Raw genomic sequence first — 16,550 nt, 5'->3', positions numbered from 1 at the left:
AGGTTTATAAATTATGACAGAAGTGAAAAAGAATATAGATGAAAAAGGCGAAGCAGTTGATAACTTAGTTAAATCAGCCAAAGCAAAAGGTAAGGCAGTTACTTATTATGATATAAATAAAGTTATTCCAATCACTAATAATATATCAGTAAATGATCTAGAAAAGGTAATATCAAAGTTTTCTGAGGCTGGAGTTGATATTATAGAAGGTGATGAAGATGAGATTAAACTTGATATTAATGTAGATGAAGAATTTAAACTATCTAATAATGTTGATAGTGAGCCTGAAGATGACAGTGAAGAAGAAAATATAGGCTCAACCGATGATCCAGTAAGATTATATTTACGAGATATGGGCGGAGTAGGACTCTTTTCTCGTGAGGCTGAAATAGAAGTAGCTCAAGATATTGAGGAAGGTAAAGAGATAATGGTTAAGTCACTTTGTGAAAATCCAATATCGATGAAGTTCTTTATTAAATGGCATGAAGATTTAGCTAATGAAAAAATACTACTTAGGGATTTGATTGATTTAGAAGCTAATATGGTTCACGAATATTGTGGTAGTTCTGAAGAAAATCACAATAACGATCTGGAATCAGAACATGAAGAGCATGAAGAAGCTAGTAATTTATCAATAGCTACTATTGAATTACAGTTATTACCTGCTGTTGTCAAGCGTATGGAGAAAATTTCTAAACTTTCTGAAGAGTTGTTAGTTGAAGCAAAAAAACATTATACACGTTATTCTCAGCCTAAAGGATTGCAAGATAACAAAAAATATGTCAAGAATCTACAATTACTAATTGTTGAAATTTCTGGCATCCATTTTCATTCTAAAAGGACGGAGGAAATTCTTAATAGGATATATAGTTTGAATAGAGAATTAGTAAATAAAGAAGCTAATTTTCTTAAATTAGCTGAAAAATATGGCGTAACTCGTCAGTGTTTCCTAAGTGAATATATGGGAGCAGTAATTGATGAGAACTGGAAGAAGCAAATGCAAAAAAATAAGAATTCTAATTGGAGGAATTTCCTTACTAAAGAATCTGATGTTACTGATCAAATGATTAGCGAATTAAAGAGCATGGAGATGATTAGTGGTTTGCCAATTATTGAATTTAAAAAATTAGTGCATACCATACAAAAAGGTGAAAGACAGGTTCTCCGAGCAAAAAAAGCTATGATAGAAGCTAACCTTCGTCTAGTTATTTCGATTGCTAAAAAATATGCAAATCGTGGATTGCAGTTTTTAGATTTAATTCAGGAAGGAAATATTGGATTAATGAAGGCTGTTGATAAATTTGAATATCGTAGGGGGTATAAATTTTCTACTTATGCTACTTGGTGGATTAGGCAAGCTATTACTAGAGCCATTGCTGATCAAGCTAGAACCATACGTATTCCTGTACATATGATTGAAACGATCAACAAAATTATCCGTACTTCTAGGCAGATGCTGAACGAACTAGGTTATGAACCAACTCCAGCAGAAATTGCTGCTCGCCTTTCTATGCCAGTTGATAAAGTACGTAAAGTGATGAAGATAGCTAAAGAGCCAATTAGCTTGCAAAATCCAGTAGGAGATGATGATGGTAGTTATTTGGGAGACTTTATTGAAGACCCGAATGCCATATTACCACTTGATGCAGCAATTCAATCGAACTTACGAGAGGTTACCACTAGAGTATTAGCAACTCTTACTCCTCGTGAAGAAAGGGTTCTAAGGATGAGATTTGGTATAGGGATGAATACTGATCATACTTTGGAAGAAGTAGGGCAGCAATTCAATGTTACTAGGGAACGTATTAGGCAAATAGAATCCAAAGCACTGCGTAAATTAAAACATCCGACTAGATCTAAAAAACTTAGTAGCTTCCGGAGTGGTTCTAGAAAGCACAACAATTCTTCAGAATCTGCTTTTGGTGGCTAATTTACATAAGATTGTTTAATGATTTGTGTCCAAATATAATTGAATCCAAATCAATTAATTATTATTTGTTTACTTTCTAATAGAGATACCTTAATATTTACAAACATTAATTTTTATAAACAAAGCTTTATTTATGGTAAACTTACAAACCAAACTTAACTCATTAATGATTCAAAAAAATATCAATGCGGTAGAGATAGAGAAGAAAACTGGAATAAGTAGAAATACTGTTTATAGTATTTTGTACGGTAGTTCAAAAAACCCTAGTGCTACTAATTTACAATTAATTGCTAAGGCATTAGATGTTAATTTGGAAGCTCTTGTTGTTGATAACGAAGCAAACCTTGAGGTGATGACTGTTGATCAGATGAAAATCTTTAGCAAAGCCACTAGTTTAACTATTAATATATTAACTGAGAAAAATTTAAACTTTTCATTTGGCAATCTTACAGCCCTAATAAAAGAAGTATATGAATATGCTCTAAAAAAGCAGTCTGTTGATAATACATTTATAGATTGGATGATTGATAAATATCATAAACCTTAATCTTTCTTTGTGAGCGTTCACGGAGGTGAAACTTCTCCTTCAAATTCCTCAGCATAAGCGAGTTTTGCAAGGGGTCTAATATGTGTTATTTTATCAACTTTAATAGTATCATATGATACTATCATTTGCTATAAATAACATTAGATAACATAGATAATATTAGGTATGAATAATCAGCTGCAATTAATACCAAATTTTATTACTTTAGATAAGCTTGGTTATGGTATTGACATTCCAATAAGATGTAGTAATAAAGCCAAACGCATTGCAATTAAAATAAACCACAAAGGAGCTGAATTAGTTCTGCCTAATAAAAATTTTTATGCAGGATATAAATTTTTATTAGACAAAGAATCTTGGATAAGACGGAATTTATCAGACTATTCAAAACAAGACCCTATAGATAATAATACTATAACAGTCTTTGATAAAATGTACTCATTACTACATATTGATGCAGATTATAATAAAGTACAAATAGGAGAGGATATTATTCAGATATATTCTTTACCTTCCCAACACAAAAGTACTTTAACAAGGTTCTTGCAAGATAAATTGTTACTAGAAGCAGTAAACCTGGTGACTTTTCTAGGCAAAAAACATAATATAAATTTTAGTAAAATAAAAATTACGAATAATAAGAACAAATGGGGGAGTTGTTCCAGTAATGCTGTACTTGCTTTTAATTGGCGACTTATTTTTGCTCCAAAAAAAATATTAAAATACTTAGTGGTACATGAAATATGTCATATAATGGAAATGAATCACAGTAAACATTTCTGGCATTTAGTGGCAAGACTCTATCCGGATTATAAGTTGGCTAGATTATGGCTTAAGGAAAATGGCAATAAATTGCATCAATATCTACAATAGATTTAACCAAACTAATATTTTAGTAAATCTATTTGTTTTTGATAATTTTTTGATTGAAAAATAAAGTTACCTGATACTAAAAGATCAGCTCCTGCTTTGATACAATTTTTACCGGTAATATCATTTATTCCTCCATCGACAGAAAGCAATATATTTTTGCCGGAATTTTTAATCTTTTCTGAAATAATTTTTATTTTTTCTAACTGATTTTCTATAAATTTTTGACCAGAAAATCCAGGGTTTACAGTCATTACTAGTATCAAATCCAATTTATCAATAATATAATCTATATAATTTGGATTAGTGGAAGGAAGTAGTGCCACTCCCACTTTTACTCCTAAATTTTGAATAATGTCTAAAGTTCTGTCAAGATGAATAGTTGTTTCAGGGTGTATAGTGATAATATCTGCTCCACTATTCGCATAATCTTTAATTGAATATTCTGGGTTATTAATCATTAAATGTACATCAAATGGTAATGTAGTATGAGTTCTCAAGGATTTTATTATAGGATATCCAAATGTTAAATTAGGTACAAAATGTCCATCCATAACGTCTATATGAATCATATCAGCACCAGCTTTTTCCAAAGAACTAATTTCTTTTTGTAAATTAGCAAAATCTGCTGATAGTAAAGAAGGAGCAATCTTAATTATTTTCACTTTTATCCTTTAATATAAAATTTTTAAGTAAGCACATTACATTCTATAAAACTAATTCAGATAAATTTCTACTATCTTTTCGTCATTTTGTTATTATACTACGAGTTATGATTATAATGAACTATAATAGCCATATATGAGTCAACATATTGCAAATTCTTCTGATTCACTTGATGAAAAGCGTAATAATGCCCGTCAAGGGGGAGGAGAAGAAAGAATTACCTTACAACATAAGAAAGGTAAGCTCACTGCTAGAGAAAGAATAGAAGTGTTGCTAGACCCTGAGAGTTTTGAAGAAACAGGAATGTTCGTTGAACATAGATGTAGTAATTTTGGAATGGAAGAAAAAAAATTCCTAGGGGACGGTATAATAACTGGACATGGCACCATAAATGGTAGGTTAGTTTTTGTGTATAGCCAAGATTTTACTGTATTAGGTGGCTCTCTTGGTGAGTATCATGCTAAAAAAATATGCTCTATACTCGATTCTGCTTTGGCAGTAGGAGCACCAGTTATTGGGATAAATGATTCGGGAGGAGCAAGAATCCAGGAAGGAGTTGATGGTCTTGGTGGTTATGGTGAATTATTCCAACGCAATGTAATTGCTTCTGGTATTATTCCACAAATCACCTTAATTATGGGACCTTGTGCTGGAGGAGCTGTTTATTCTCCTGCCTTAACAGACTTTATCTTCATGGTTAAAAATACTTCTTATATGTTTGTAACCGGACCGGAGGTAATTAAGACTGTTACAGGTGAAGAAGTAAGTCAAGAACAACTTGGTGGTGCAAAGATGCATACTACCAAGAGTGGTGTTGCTGACTTTGCTTTTAAAAATGATATAGAACTACTTCTAGAAACTAGAAGATTCTTTAATTTTTTACCTCTATCAAATCGTAGTCCACTACCATGTCGTCGTACTGAAGATCCAGCCGATCGAGTTGATATGTCTCTAAACACCTTAGTCCCAAATATTCCAAACAAAGCTTACGATATGAAAGAATTAATTGAACGTATTGTGGATGAAGGAGACTTTTTTGAGTTACAACCAGATTTTGCTAAAAACATTATAACCGGCTTTGGTTATATGGAAGGAAGATCTATAGGATTTGTTGCGAATCAACCATTACATTTAGCTGGCTGTTTGGATATTAACGCATCAAGAAAGGCAGCAAGATTTGTACGTTTTTGTGATGCATTTAATATTCCGATAGTGACTTTAGTTGATGTCCCAGGCTTTTTACCTGGTATTGCTCAGGAGCATAACGGTATTATTAAACATGGTGCGAAATTATTATATGCATACGCTGAAGCAACTGTACCGAAAATTACCATAATTACTAGAAAAGCTTATGGTGGGGCTTATATCGTAATGAACTCAAAACATCTTCGTGGTGATGTCAATTATGCGTGGTTCAACTCGGAAATTTCAGTACTTGGAGCTGAAGGGGCTGCTGAAATAATATTTAAAGCAGAATGTAAAGACCCAGAATCGAAAAAACAAAAGATTCAGGAGTATAAAGATACAGTTACTTCTCCTTTCGTTGCAGCATCTAGAGGGTACCTAGACGATATTATTAAGCCTCAAAACACTAGATGGCGTATATGTAAAGCCCTAAACTTTCTTCAACACAAGAAAGTACAGTTACCATGGAAGAAACATGATAACTTACCGCTTTAGCATATTCTTCTATTTTAAAAAATTAACCAAGAATGCTAATCGGGTTAGCTATATAAAAATTAGTGAAATTATCTATTAGTGAGGAGCAGGACATCTGGTATAATGTCTAATATTATATTTAATTAAGCACGAGATTTTATGACTAAACCATTATTTGATAAAATTTTAATCGCCAATCGTGGTGAAATAGCTTTGAGAATAATGCGAACACTAAAAAAGATGGGTATTACATCAGTTGCTGTATATTCTGAAGCCGATACACACTCAATGCATGTACAATATGCTGATGAAGCTTATTATATTGGCAATTCCCCTGCTACTGAAAGTTATTTGTCGATTAAAAATATTATAAATGCTATTAGAACAAGTGGAGCTTCGGCGGTGCATCCAGGATATGGGTTTCTATCGGAAAATTCAAATTTTGCAAATATTTTAAAAAGGGAAGGAGTTACCTTAATAGGTCCAAACGCTTCTGCCATTAAGAAAATGGGTGATAAAATTGAAGCAAAAAAAATTGCTTTGGAAGCAGGAGTGAGTACAGTTCCTGGCTATATGGGTACTATCAGCAATGTAAACCAGGCAATAGAAATTGCAGAGGAAATAGGTTTCCCTATTATAGTTAAGGCAACAGCTGGCGGTGGCGGTCGTGGCATGAGAGTGGTAAAAAACTCTGAAGAAATGGCTAATGCTTTTGAATCAGCTAAGCTTGAAGCAGTAAATAATTTTAGTGATGGTAGATTATTCATTGAGAAATTAATTAAGTCTCCAAGGCATATTGAAATACAATTATTAGCTGATCAATATGGTAATAGTGTTTGTCTCGGTGAGCGAGAATGTTCAATTCAACGTTATCATCAAAAAGTTATTGAAGAAGCTCCAAGTTCTTTTATTACTGAGGAAATACGACAAAAAATGTATAAAGAAACCATAGCTTTATCTAGTAAAGTTGGTTATTACTCTGCCGGTACAGTTGAATTTATAGTTGATTTAGATAAGAATTTTTATTTTCTTGAAATGAATACTAGACTACAAGTTGAGCACCCAGTGACTGAGCTGATAACTGGTATTGATATAGTAGAAGAGATGATAAAGATTGCGGCTGGTGAGAAATTATCATTTTCTCAAGAAGATATAAAATTAAAGGGGCATGCATTTGAATCGAGAATTTGTGCAGAAAACCCAATGCGTGGATTTTTGCCATCTAGTGGTAGAATTACTGAATATTCAGAACCGCCAAAAAATGCTAATATTCGTGTGGATACTGGTTTAGGGCTTGGAGGAGAAGTCAGTATGTTTTATGATCCAATGATTGCCAAACTTTGTACTTATGGAGAAACTAGAAAGCAAGCTATTGAAGTTATGCGTTCTGCTTTAAGTTCTTACATAATACAAGGCATTTCTCATAATATTAGTTTTCTGGAAGCGGTAATATCGCATCCTCGCTTTATAGCAGGTGATATAAATACCGCGTTTATCGAAGAAGAATATCCAGATGGTTTTTCTGGAGCAAGTTTAACTTCTGAAATTACTAAAATATTCCTTGCTACAGCCATTTTTGTTTATATTACCGAGCAAAAACGTGCCTCATTAATTTCTGGTCAAATAATCGATCAAACTCATAAAATTGGCACTAGATGGGTTGTATCAATTGATGATAAACTATTTCCAGTTTTAATTACACCAGTAGATTATGGTTATAATATAAGACAAGAAAATGATAGAATATACATACGTAGTAATTGGAACTTAGGTAGTAGACTTTTTTCCTGTATTGTAAATGGTAGAAAAGCCAATATAAAAATTCAAAATATCGTAACAGGTTATATGTTATCGCATTCAGGCATTACTGTTAAAGCTTATGTTCGTTCTCCAAGGATGTCTGAACTAGAAGCGTTGATGATTACCAAAAATATCCAAGAAGAGCAAACAGAGATGCAAGCTCCGCTTGCAGGACAAATTATTGCAATTAAAGTGCAGGAAGGTAGTGAGGTAATTGTTGGTCAAGAGATTATGGTTTTAACTGCTATGAAAATGGAAAATATACTTATTGCTGAGCGTAGTGGAAAAATTGCTAAAATCCTAGTTAATGAAAAGGAGCAGGTGGTTAGTGGTCAAGTATTACTAGAGTTCGTTTAGGTTAAAAATGTTGAATCACTTTTACCGAAATCTTAAAAAATATTGTGATAGCGGTAAATTAGTATTTATCCTAATAATTATAGCCGTCATATTGGCTTGCTCAACTTATTACGTGATTTCGATTGAGCCAAAGTCTCTTGGTCCAGACCCAAGTAGAGTTATAGGGCTGATATTGGTAGATCTTACTATATTCTTACTTTTAGGCATTTTATTAGCTCGTAAATTTTTACGAGATTTTGTTGATAAAGGAAAGAGCGATGGCTCTTCAAAGTTACAAAATCGTATCATCATTACCTTTAGTTTGGTTGCTACAATTCCAACGATTATTGTTTCAGTATTTTCAGCATATTTTTTTAATTTTGGTATTCAGTCTTGGTTCGATAAAAAGATTTCTGCTGTACTTGATCAATCGATAATAGTAGCAGAATCTTATATCAATGAGCATAAACTGCAATTGCGAGAAACAGCGTTATCTGTTGCTTATGATTTAAGTGAAATGTATTATGACTTAATACATAACCCCATTTTATTTAATGAGACATTAAATTCTGAAGCTGAGATGCGTTCTCTTGACGAAGTTATAGTTTTACATAAGCCTACTAATACTGTTATTGCTAACACCTTTTTAAGCTTTGCAACTTCATTTGCTACTATTCCAGCTCATTTAATGAAAAGAGCTGAGATAGGAGAAATTGTTGAGATAAAATCGGATCCAGCAAAGATTCGCATGCTTATAAAACTTAAGGAGCAGAATGATGTATATTTGTTGGTAGGTAGATTGATTGATGCTAAAATTACCGATCATATTAATAAAACTAATGGAGCAGCTGAAGAGTATTATCGTCTTAAAGAACATATATCCAGTATGCAAATCAAGTTCTCTATAGTATTTATTTTTATTGCTTTATTATTACTATTAGCTGCAATAAGTTGGGGAATGATCTTTGCTATAAAAATAGTAACTCCTATTCGGAAATTAGTAATTGCTGCTGAAAAAGTTAAAGACGGTGACTTAACTATCCAAGTGCCAGAAGATGTTATTAATAAAGATGAAATAAGCGTTTTATCTTCAGTTTTTAATAGGATGGTTAAACAGATTGATCTTCAACAAAGAGATTTAGTTATAGCTCAGCGTGCACTTGCTTGGTCTGATGTTGCAAGGAAAGTAGCTCATGAGATCAAGAACCCTTTGACTCCCATTCACCTTGCCTCCGAAAGATTGTTTAGAAAATTCGGCAATCAAGTTGAGGATAAAGCAGAGTTTAATAAATACATACAGATGATTGTACGTCATACTGATGATATTAAGAAGATTGTCTCTGAATTTGTTAATTTTGCAAGATTACCAGCTCCAGTATTTACGGATTGTGATCTAGTAATTCTGATAAAAAATATGGTTGAATCCCGAAAATTAATTAATGATAAAATATTATATAAATTTATCACAACTGATCAGCATATAGATTTTATTTGTGACACAACTCAAATTAATCAAATTATGGTTAATTTATTAAAGAATGCCGAAGAATCTATAGGGATTACTAAGTTACAACAAGGGGTTATTATTGTTTCTATAGCTAAATCTGACCATCAGATTATTATTACAGTAGATGATAATGGGGTAGGTTTTCAAGAAAATTTAATTGATAGAGCTACAGAACCTTATATAACAACTAGATCTAAGGGAACAGGTTTGGGATTAGCTATTATCAAAAAAATAGCACAAGATCATTGTGCAACACTAGAGTTAGCAAATAGGTTAGAAGGTGGTGCCATTATCAATATAACGTTCAACCTTGATGAATTAAAATTAAAGACTAATAATTTGAAGCAGAATATTTTATAATAGTGAACGTTTACAGAAAAAAGTTAAAGTACAAGACGTCTGTTAGCGAGGAGCTACTTTAGTAGCATTGATGCAATCCAAGAATAATGGATTACTTCGACCATTACATGGTCTCGCAATGACGTTTTGTACTTCAGCTTTTTTCCGTGAACGCTCACTAAAAAATTGCCTTTACAGTGTGTACGTAAAGTGGTACTTTCTAGTATTTATATTCTATGAGGTATCTACTATGTTTATTTATTCAGCAACTATTGCAAGATCAAAATTATTTAAACTAATTGATGAAATTCACAAAACGCATGAACCCATATATATAAAAGGAAAACGTAATAATGCTGTGATATTATCGGAAGAAGATTATGCTTCTATGCAAGAAACTTTATATTTGTTATCAATTCCTAATATGAGAGAGTCTATTTTACAAGCTAGTAGAGAGCCTATAGAAGAATTCAAAGATTATACTGAAGTAGAATGGTAGATTTAGTACAATATAAGGTAGTGTTATCTAAAGCTGCCCAAAAAGATATTGCAAAATTAAAAGCGGCTAATTTAGAAGATAAAGCAAGGAAATTATGCGAAATACTAAGTGTTAATCCTTTGCAAATATCCCCGCCTTATAAAAAATTGTTGGGGGATCTAGTAAATAAATATTCGAGAAGAATTAATTTACAACATCGGTTAGTTTATGAGATAGATGAGAATATGCAAATAGTAAAAGTACTCAGAATGTGGAGTCATTACGAAAATTAAAATGTATCTCGAATGGATAAATAAGTGAAAGTGCAAGACTATAAATTTTATAATGATTTAATATCACAGAATGTGGTTGAAGAAATTTGGTTATTTGGTTCTAGAGCAAGGAACGATAATCAGGATAGAGCAGATATTGATTTAGCTATAATATGCCCTAATGCTACCATTAAGGATTGGTTAAAGTTGCAAGAAATTATTGATAATGCTGATACACTTTTAAAAATAGATTGTGTAAGATTTGATGAATTGGATGATTCATCAGACTTAAAATTATCTATAATACGAGAAGTAGAGCTTTAATATCTTTAGAAGATATTGCATTTAAGCCTGTGCTAGAAGATCGAAGTAACATAGACGCTAGCATTCAAAGATTTGAATTTACAATAGAATTATTTTGGAAATTATTAAGGGCGATTCTTGAGAGCAAAGGAGTAGAAGTACAATATCCTAAAGATGTTTTAAGAGAGGCTTTTAAAGGACATCTGATTAGATCATGAACAAGAATGGCTAAAAATGCTTCTAGATAGAAATATCATAGTCAATTCAGGAGAATTTGGGGCTAGGAGCGATGGAGCGACGCCTATAAGTAATAGGCGAGCGACGAGTGACAACGTCCCCAACTTCTCATCAATTGACTATACTTCGCACACTTATGATCAGCAGCTAGCAGATAAAATTTATAATAATATTAGATCTTATATTCCCATATTAAGAAGTACATTTGATAGTCTGAACTTTCTTAAGGATTCCATCATTTGACAAAGTGCTGTAAAACTGTTAAGCTATTTTTACTGTAACCATGAGCTTATGGCTAAATCCTTTAGATCAAGAGCAATTTAATTACTAATACTTCAAAAATGCTGATTATTGATAATCAAAAAATATTAAACGAATTTTGTCGGCAGTTATTGGATTGTAAGACTATAAGTGTTGATACTGAATTTTTGCGTAAGAATACTTATTTTGCTCAGCTTAGCATAATACAAATCATGACTAGTAGTCACAAAGTGATAATTGACACTTTATGTGATTTGGATCTTTCGCCTCTTAACGAAATATTTTTGAACGAGAAAATTCTTAAAATATTTCACGCTCCTAGAGAGGATTTTGAAATATTTTATCATTTATTTAAGAAATTGCCAAGAAATGTTTTTGACATACAAATTGCTGCTGGTATTTGTGATTTTGGTAAACATTTAAGTTATTCGGATATATGCAGTAAAATTTGCTTCGTTCATATTGATAAAACTTATCAAAGATCTGATTGGTTAAAACGTCCCATTAGTGCTAATCTGCTAGATTATGCTATTAAAGATGTTGAATATTTAGAACCAATTTACAAAATATTACAATCAATAATCCAAGATAATAATCTGCAAAATGAATATGACGAGCAAATAAAATCTTTGCTTAATATTGAAAATTATATTGTTGATACACAAAAGGCTTGGCAAAAAGTCAGATTCCATAATCATTCAGAGTTTTTTATTAATAAAATGAAAATTATGGCAGCTTATCGGGAAGAACAAGCAAGTACCATAGATTTACCAAGGAGACATTTTATTAGTGATGAGGAATTAGTAAAGATTTGTCAACATTTACCTACCAGTAACAAAGATTTTGAAAATCTTAAACTAAATGGTCGCTACCTTAGTAAGCAAAAATATAGAACTCAATTAGCAGATCTGTGTCTTGCAATACAAGAATTAGGTGAATAAAGACACTTTATTTATATTAATTGTAAAATAAAATTGCTATTTTCTCAAAGGTTGACTAAAACAGAAATCTTATATATTCTGGCTTTATTGCATGGCAATGTTTAGTATAGTTTTTTTTAAAACCATTTCTGTTTTACTGAGTGTAGTAATTGGTTTCCTAGCAGGAAGATATTCTAAAGTTGAAAGAGATAGTATAGCTTCGTTGTTATTCTATTTTATATCTCCTATTGTTTTTTTTGCTATTCCTGCCAGTACTACTTTAACTTTATCATCATTAAGCGTTACTGTAGTTATTTTTTTTATTGCTACTTCCTTATCAATATTTTCCTACTATTTTTTTGGACGATATTGGTTTGATCATACACGAAACATTATAGCATTATCTGCCGGTACAGCTAATGGTGGTTATTTTATGTTACCAATAGCTGCTGCTCTCTTTGATGATTATGTTTTAAGTATCTATATGATGGCAGTTATAGGTGTAAATATTTTTGAATGCTCGGTGGGATTTTATATTTGTGCCAGAAGTTTTGCCAATAGTAGTGAAAGTATCTTGAAAGTTGTAAAGCTACCAATTTTAAATGGTTTTTTACTTGGTTGTTTATTTAGTTTCGCTGGCTTTACTTTACCTGATTTTTTAGATGATTTTATATATAATATGCGAGGGTCATTTTCTATACTTGGTATGGTTATGGTTGGTTTAGCTCTTTCAACTTTGCAAAAATTTGAAATAGACATAAAGTTTACTGTTGCCACTTTTATGGCAAAATTTCTATTTTATCCAATAGGAATTAACTTATTTATCCTTTTAGATAAATTTGTTTTAGGATGGTATGATGAGAATTATTACAATGCTTTTAGGCTTCTTGCCACTGCCCCTATGGCAGCCAATCTGATTGTTATAGCAAGTCTACAAAAATTCCATCCAGAAAAAGTTGCTACTACAGTATTCCTTTCCCTAATTTTTAGTGTAATATATATACCATTTATGGTAAGTATATTTTTAAGCGATTTGAATTAATTAGAATAGATGATACAAAAATTCATCCAAGTTGGACCGTATATTAATTGGTTTGGCTCACAATATATCCCATCTCATAAGCTGGCTTATCTTGAATTTGGCAACCCTAATAATAAAAATGTCATAGTCTGTGCCCATGGCTTGACTAGAAATGCTCATGATTTTGATAAAATTGCTATGGCATTAAGTGATAAATTTCGAGTAATTGCTATAGATTATCCAGGGCGTGGAAATAGTGATGTTTTTAAAAAGAAAGAGCATTATAACTATCCAGTATATATAAAAGATACAGTACTTTTTCTAAGGAAGTTAGCTATTAAGAACTGTATTTGGCTTGGTAGTTCCATGGGCGGAATAATTGGTATGGTTCTAGCTAGTCGATATAACAAACTTATCAAAGCCATGATTATCAATGATATAGGTCCTTTTATTCCGTCATCCCCTTTAGTTAAAATTGGTCTATATGCAGGTCAAGTACCCTTATTTGTTGATTTAGCTAGTGCCAAGCAACATTTAAAGCTAATATATAGCCAATTTGGTATTAGTAGTGAGGAAGATTGGGATTATCTTACCAAATATAGTTTTATAAAGACTCAAGATGGAAAATATAAAATGAATTATGATCCTGACATAGTACATGGTATGAGTGCTAACGCGAGTAAGCAAAAAAATGTTGATATGTGGGCTATATGGAATAAAATTATTTGTAAATTATTGGTTATCCATGGAGCTAAGTCTGATATTTTACAACAATCTACTATTGAACAAATGAAAAAAAATAAAGAGCTGGAACTTTTTGTTGTTGATTATGCTGGTCATGTACCTTCGTTAATGACTAGTGATCAAATTAACTATATAAAATTCTGGTTAGATGGCTTGGCTAGATAATTTTTGACAAGGATATTAATTATGACTATTTCTACTAAAGTACTTATTATAGGTTCAGGTCCTGCTGGCTTAAGTGCGGCAATCTATACAGCTAGGGCAGCACTAAATCCGATATTATTACATGGTATGCAGCCAGGCGGGCAGCTAACCATTACGACAGATGTTGAAAATTATCCAGGTTTTGCTGATCCGGTGCAAGGTCCTTGGTTAATGGAGCAAATGACTCAGCAGGCAAAAAATGTTGGGGCAGAAATTATCTACGATTATGTAGAAAAAGTAGATTTATCAAAAAAACCCTTAGTGGTGACCACTGGATCTGGTATAATTTACTGGGCGGATAGTCTTATAATATGTACTGGGGCGGAAGCAAAATGGCTTAACATCCCTTCCGAAGGACAATTCAAAGGATATGGGGTCTCAGCTTGTGCCACTTGCGATGGTTTCTTTTTCAAAAATCAGCACGTATTAGTTATTGGTGGAGGTAATAGTGCTGTTGAAGAGGCATTATATTTAACCAATCATGCATGTCAGGTGACTATTGTGCATCGCGGGGATAGTTTTAGAGCCGAGAAAATTTTACAAGACAGATTATTTAAAAATCCTAAAATATCTGTTGTTTGGAATCATAGACTGATTGAAGTTATCGGTACTGATAATCCTAAATCAGTTACCTCAGCTAGGCTAGAAAATACCCAAACAGGTGAGGTTAGCTCAATTGACTGTACTGGTATATTCATAGCGATTGGGCATATGCCAAATACTAGTTTGTTCAAAGGACAACTAGATATAGATAGTGATAATTATATTATTACTAAACCAAATTCAACGGAAACCAGTATTAGAGGTGTTTTTGCCGCTGGAGATGTACAAGATAAAATTTTTAGACAAGCAGTTACTGCTGCTGGTACTGGATGTATGGCAGCTTTAGAAGCAGAAAAGTTTTTAAACCATTAAATTTATGGCTCGTAGTAAAGCGATTGATAAAGCAGATAAGTTAAACGGCTCGAATGAGTCAGCTATAGTCATGCCTGTTGCTCGAACTTTACCGGAAAACGTTCAAGCTGAGCAAATGTTAATAGGAGCGATTTTAGTTAACCATGATTACTACAATATTGTTTCAGAATTTCTAAGACCAAATCATTTTTTTCAGCCACTACATCAAAAAATCTATAATTCTATTGAAGTTATTACAGAAAAAGGCTTAATCGCTACTCCAATAACGCTTAGAAGCATGTTAGAAAAAGATGAATTATTTCAGCAATTAGGTGGTAGCGACTATTTAAATAAATTAGTCACTCTGTCAATGATGGTAATTAATCCACTAGATTACGGAAAAATAATCTATGATTTGGCAATAAGGCGTAATTTAATTCAGATAGGGGAAGAGGTAGTTAATAATGCTTATGATGCTTCTTTAGAATATGATTCAAGTCAGCAAATAGAACATGCAGAAGGTAAGCTTTATAACCTTGCTAGTGAAGGAGTGAATGATAAGAGCTTTGTTAAAATTGGGCTATCTCTCTCAGAGTCTCTAGCTAGTATTAACAGAGCCATGAAGAATTCTAGTCATGTAATAGGTATTTCTACCGGCTTAATTGATTTGGATCATAAATTATCAGGTTTTCAGAACTCAGACTTAGTTATCATTGCTGGACGTCCATCAATGGGGAAAACAGCTTTTGCTATAAATCTTGCAGTAAATAGTTGTAAAGTTCTACAGCAAAAAAATAATGAACAAGAAACAGAAAGTCAATCAGTAGGATTCTTCTCTCTTGAAATGTCATCTGAGCAGCTTACTACTCGTCTTCTGTCAATGCATACTGAAATTAATTCATCTGCCCTTCGGTCAGGTCATGTGAAGGAAGAGAATTATAATCGATTACGCAGAGAAGTTACAACTCTTTCTGACTTACCATTTTTTATTGATGATACACCGGCTTTATCTATTGCTGCCATTCGTACTAGGGCTAGAAAAATGAAGCGTAAGCATAATCTTGGTATATTATTTATAGATTATCTGCAGTTAATTAGAGGAATAAACAAATCAGAGAATAGGGTAAATGAAATTTCAGAAATTACTCAAGGGTTAAAAGCGATAGCCAAAGAATTAAATATTCCTGTAATTGCTTTATCACAATTATCTAGAGCTGTTGAACTTAGAGAAGATAAAAAGCCGATGTTGTCGGACTTACGGGAATCTGGATCTATTGAACAAGATTCTGATATAGTAATGTTTATTTATCGGGAAGAATATTACTTAACCCGTAAAGAACCTTCGGCGGGTGATGCAAAACACGCAGAGTGGTTAAGTAAGTTAAATCAGGTATATAATGTTGCCGATATTATAATAGCAAAACATCGTAATGGTCCTGTTGGCAATGTTCAGCTTCACTATGATAGCCAGCATTCAAAATTTGGTAATTTACAAAAAAAACTACTTGGGAAATAAAGGGCTAAAAATCTTTGATGTTAGTACTGGGACTAGGCTCTGTGAA

General features: G+C 32.4%; 17 protein-coding genes. 16 read left to right on the top strand and 1 reads right to left on the bottom strand.

Annotated features, from left to right (window positions below; translation table 11 throughout):
- Positions 1–13: 13 nt before the first annotated feature.
- The 3 genes from rpoD (at position 14) to ACFELY_RS05745 (ending at position 3,350) form a co-directional block, all read left to right on the top strand.
- The gene (gene rpoD, locus ACFELY_RS05755) at positions 14–1,930 is read left to right on the top strand and encodes an RNA polymerase sigma factor RpoD (protein WP_341759104.1); all 1,917 of its coding nucleotides are present in this window, start codon (positions 14–16) and stop codon (positions 1,928–1,930) included.
- A 133-nt stretch (positions 1,931–2,063) separates the two neighbouring features.
- On the top strand, positions 2,064–2,477 hold the full coding sequence (locus ACFELY_RS05750; RefSeq protein WP_341759103.1) for a helix-turn-helix domain-containing protein: 414 nt from the start codon (positions 2,064–2,066) through the stop codon (positions 2,475–2,477).
- Between the two features lie 165 nt (positions 2,478–2,642).
- A complete protein-coding gene (locus ACFELY_RS05745; RefSeq protein WP_375333882.1) occupies positions 2,643–3,350 on the top strand; it encodes a M48 family metallopeptidase in 708 nt (235 codons plus the stop codon).
- Between the two features lie 11 nt (positions 3,351–3,361).
- Here ACFELY_RS05745 and rpe read toward each other — a convergent pair whose 3' ends face one another.
- A complete protein-coding gene (rpe, locus tag ACFELY_RS05740) occupies positions 3,362–4,012 on the bottom strand; it encodes a ribulose-phosphate 3-epimerase (RefSeq protein WP_341759101.1) in 651 nt (216 codons plus the stop codon).
- A gap of 136 nt (positions 4,013–4,148) precedes the next feature.
- On the opposite strand from rpe, the gene ACFELY_RS05735 reads away from it, so the two are divergent.
- From ACFELY_RS05735 to ACFELY_RS05675, 13 genes are all read left to right on the top strand, one after another.
- Entirely contained in the window at positions 4,149–5,693 is a 1,545-nt protein-coding gene (locus tag ACFELY_RS05735; protein ID WP_375329784.1) for an acyl-CoA carboxylase subunit beta, read from the top strand.
- 138 nt (positions 5,694–5,831) lie between these two features.
- Positions 5,832–7,829 (top strand): acetyl/propionyl/methylcrotonyl-CoA carboxylase subunit alpha, encoded by a 1,998-nt coding sequence (locus tag ACFELY_RS05730; RefSeq protein WP_341759099.1) that lies wholly within the window; start codon positions 5,832–5,834, stop codon positions 7,827–7,829.
- A 7-nt stretch (positions 7,830–7,836) separates the two neighbouring features.
- Complete coding sequence (locus ACFELY_RS05725) at positions 7,837–9,675, top strand: sensor histidine kinase NtrY-like (RefSeq protein WP_375333881.1); 1,839 nt, start codon at positions 7,837–7,839, stop codon at positions 9,673–9,675.
- A 229-nt stretch (positions 9,676–9,904) separates the two neighbouring features.
- Positions 9,905–10,153 carry a type II toxin-antitoxin system Phd/YefM family antitoxin gene (locus ACFELY_RS05720; RefSeq protein WP_341759097.1) on the top strand — a complete coding sequence of 83 codons (249 nt, stop codon included), beginning with the start codon at positions 9,905–9,907 and terminating at the stop codon, positions 10,151–10,153.
- Entirely contained in the window at positions 10,147–10,425 is a 279-nt protein-coding gene (locus ACFELY_RS05715) for a Txe/YoeB family addiction module toxin (RefSeq protein WP_341759096.1), read from the top strand. The genes ACFELY_RS05720 and ACFELY_RS05715 overlap by 7 nt, the downstream gene beginning before the upstream one ends.
- 24 nt (positions 10,426–10,449) lie before the next feature.
- Complete coding sequence (locus tag ACFELY_RS05710) at positions 10,450–10,728, top strand: nucleotidyltransferase family protein (RefSeq protein WP_375333880.1); 279 nt, start codon at positions 10,450–10,452, stop codon at positions 10,726–10,728.
- 29 nt (positions 10,729–10,757) lie between these two features.
- Complete coding sequence (locus ACFELY_RS05705) at positions 10,758–10,925, top strand: nucleotidyltransferase substrate binding protein (RefSeq protein ID WP_375333879.1); 168 nt, start codon at positions 10,758–10,760, stop codon at positions 10,923–10,925.
- A gap of 16 nt (positions 10,926–10,941) precedes the next feature.
- Positions 10,942–11,187 (top strand): palindromic element RPE2 domain-containing protein, encoded by a 246-nt coding sequence (locus ACFELY_RS05700; protein WP_375333878.1) that lies wholly within the window; start codon positions 10,942–10,944, stop codon positions 11,185–11,187.
- Positions 11,188–11,285: 98 nt separating this feature from the next.
- On the top strand, positions 11,286–12,146 hold the full coding sequence (locus ACFELY_RS05695) for a ribonuclease D (RefSeq protein WP_375333877.1): 861 nt from the start codon (positions 11,286–11,288) through the stop codon (positions 12,144–12,146).
- A 91-nt stretch (positions 12,147–12,237) separates the two neighbouring features.
- Complete coding sequence (locus ACFELY_RS05690) at positions 12,238–13,167, top strand: AEC family transporter (protein ID WP_341749552.1); 930 nt, start codon at positions 12,238–12,240, stop codon at positions 13,165–13,167.
- 9 nt (positions 13,168–13,176) lie between these two features.
- Positions 13,177–14,055: an alpha/beta fold hydrolase gene (locus tag ACFELY_RS05685; protein ID WP_375333876.1), complete on the top strand. Its 879-nt coding sequence runs from the start codon at positions 13,177–13,179 to the stop codon at positions 14,053–14,055.
- A 21-nt stretch (positions 14,056–14,076) separates the two neighbouring features.
- On the top strand, positions 14,077–15,009 hold the full coding sequence (gene trxB, locus ACFELY_RS05680) for a thioredoxin-disulfide reductase (RefSeq protein WP_375333875.1): 933 nt from the start codon (positions 14,077–14,079) through the stop codon (positions 15,007–15,009).
- Positions 15,010–15,079: 70 nt separating this feature from the next.
- Complete coding sequence (locus ACFELY_RS05675; RefSeq protein ID WP_375334157.1) at positions 15,080–16,504, top strand: replicative DNA helicase; 1,425 nt, start codon at positions 15,080–15,082, stop codon at positions 16,502–16,504.
- Positions 16,505–16,550 lie beyond the last annotated feature (46 nt).

This window comes from Candidatus Tisiphia endosymbiont of Xenochironomus xenolabis (assembly GCF_964264705.1).
In the GTDB taxonomy this organism is placed as follows: Bacteria; Pseudomonadota; Alphaproteobacteria; order Rickettsiales; family Rickettsiaceae; genus Tisiphia.
The sequence above is the reverse complement of the archived record's forward strand: the minus strand, read 5'-3'. Positions and strand labels throughout refer to the sequence as shown.

Coding starts and splice junctions, on each gene's coding strand:
- rpoD (WP_341759104.1), top strand. CDS start 14: ATGACAGAAGTGAAAAAGAATATAGATGAAAAAGGCGAAGCAGTTGAT.
- ACFELY_RS05750 (WP_341759103.1), top strand. CDS start 2,064: ATGGTAAACTTACAAACCAAACTTAACTCATTAATGATTCAAAAAAAT.
- ACFELY_RS05745 (WP_375333882.1), top strand. CDS start 2,643: ATGAATAATCAGCTGCAATTAATACCAAATTTTATTACTTTAGATAAG.
- ACFELY_RS05735 (WP_375329784.1), top strand. CDS start 4,149: ATGAGTCAACATATTGCAAATTCTTCTGATTCACTTGATGAAAAGCGT.
- ACFELY_RS05730 (WP_341759099.1), top strand. CDS start 5,832: ATGACTAAACCATTATTTGATAAAATTTTAATCGCCAATCGTGGTGAA.
- ACFELY_RS05725 (WP_375333881.1), top strand. CDS start 7,837: ATGTTGAATCACTTTTACCGAAATCTTAAAAAATATTGTGATAGCGGT.
- ACFELY_RS05720 (WP_341759097.1), top strand. CDS start 9,905: ATGTTTATTTATTCAGCAACTATTGCAAGATCAAAATTATTTAAACTA.
- ACFELY_RS05715 (WP_341759096.1), top strand. CDS start 10,147: ATGGTAGATTTAGTACAATATAAGGTAGTGTTATCTAAAGCTGCCCAA.
- ACFELY_RS05700 (WP_375333878.1), top strand. CDS start 10,942: ATGCTTCTAGATAGAAATATCATAGTCAATTCAGGAGAATTTGGGGCT.
- ACFELY_RS05695 (WP_375333877.1), top strand. CDS start 11,286: ATGCTGATTATTGATAATCAAAAAATATTAAACGAATTTTGTCGGCAG.
- ACFELY_RS05690 (WP_341749552.1), top strand. CDS start 12,238: ATGGCAATGTTTAGTATAGTTTTTTTTAAAACCATTTCTGTTTTACTG.
- ACFELY_RS05685 (WP_375333876.1), top strand. CDS start 13,177: ATGATACAAAAATTCATCCAAGTTGGACCGTATATTAATTGGTTTGGC.
- trxB (WP_375333875.1), top strand. CDS start 14,077: ATGACTATTTCTACTAAAGTACTTATTATAGGTTCAGGTCCTGCTGGC.
- ACFELY_RS05675 (WP_375334157.1), top strand. CDS start 15,080: ATGCCTGTTGCTCGAACTTTACCGGAAAACGTTCAAGCTGAGCAAATG.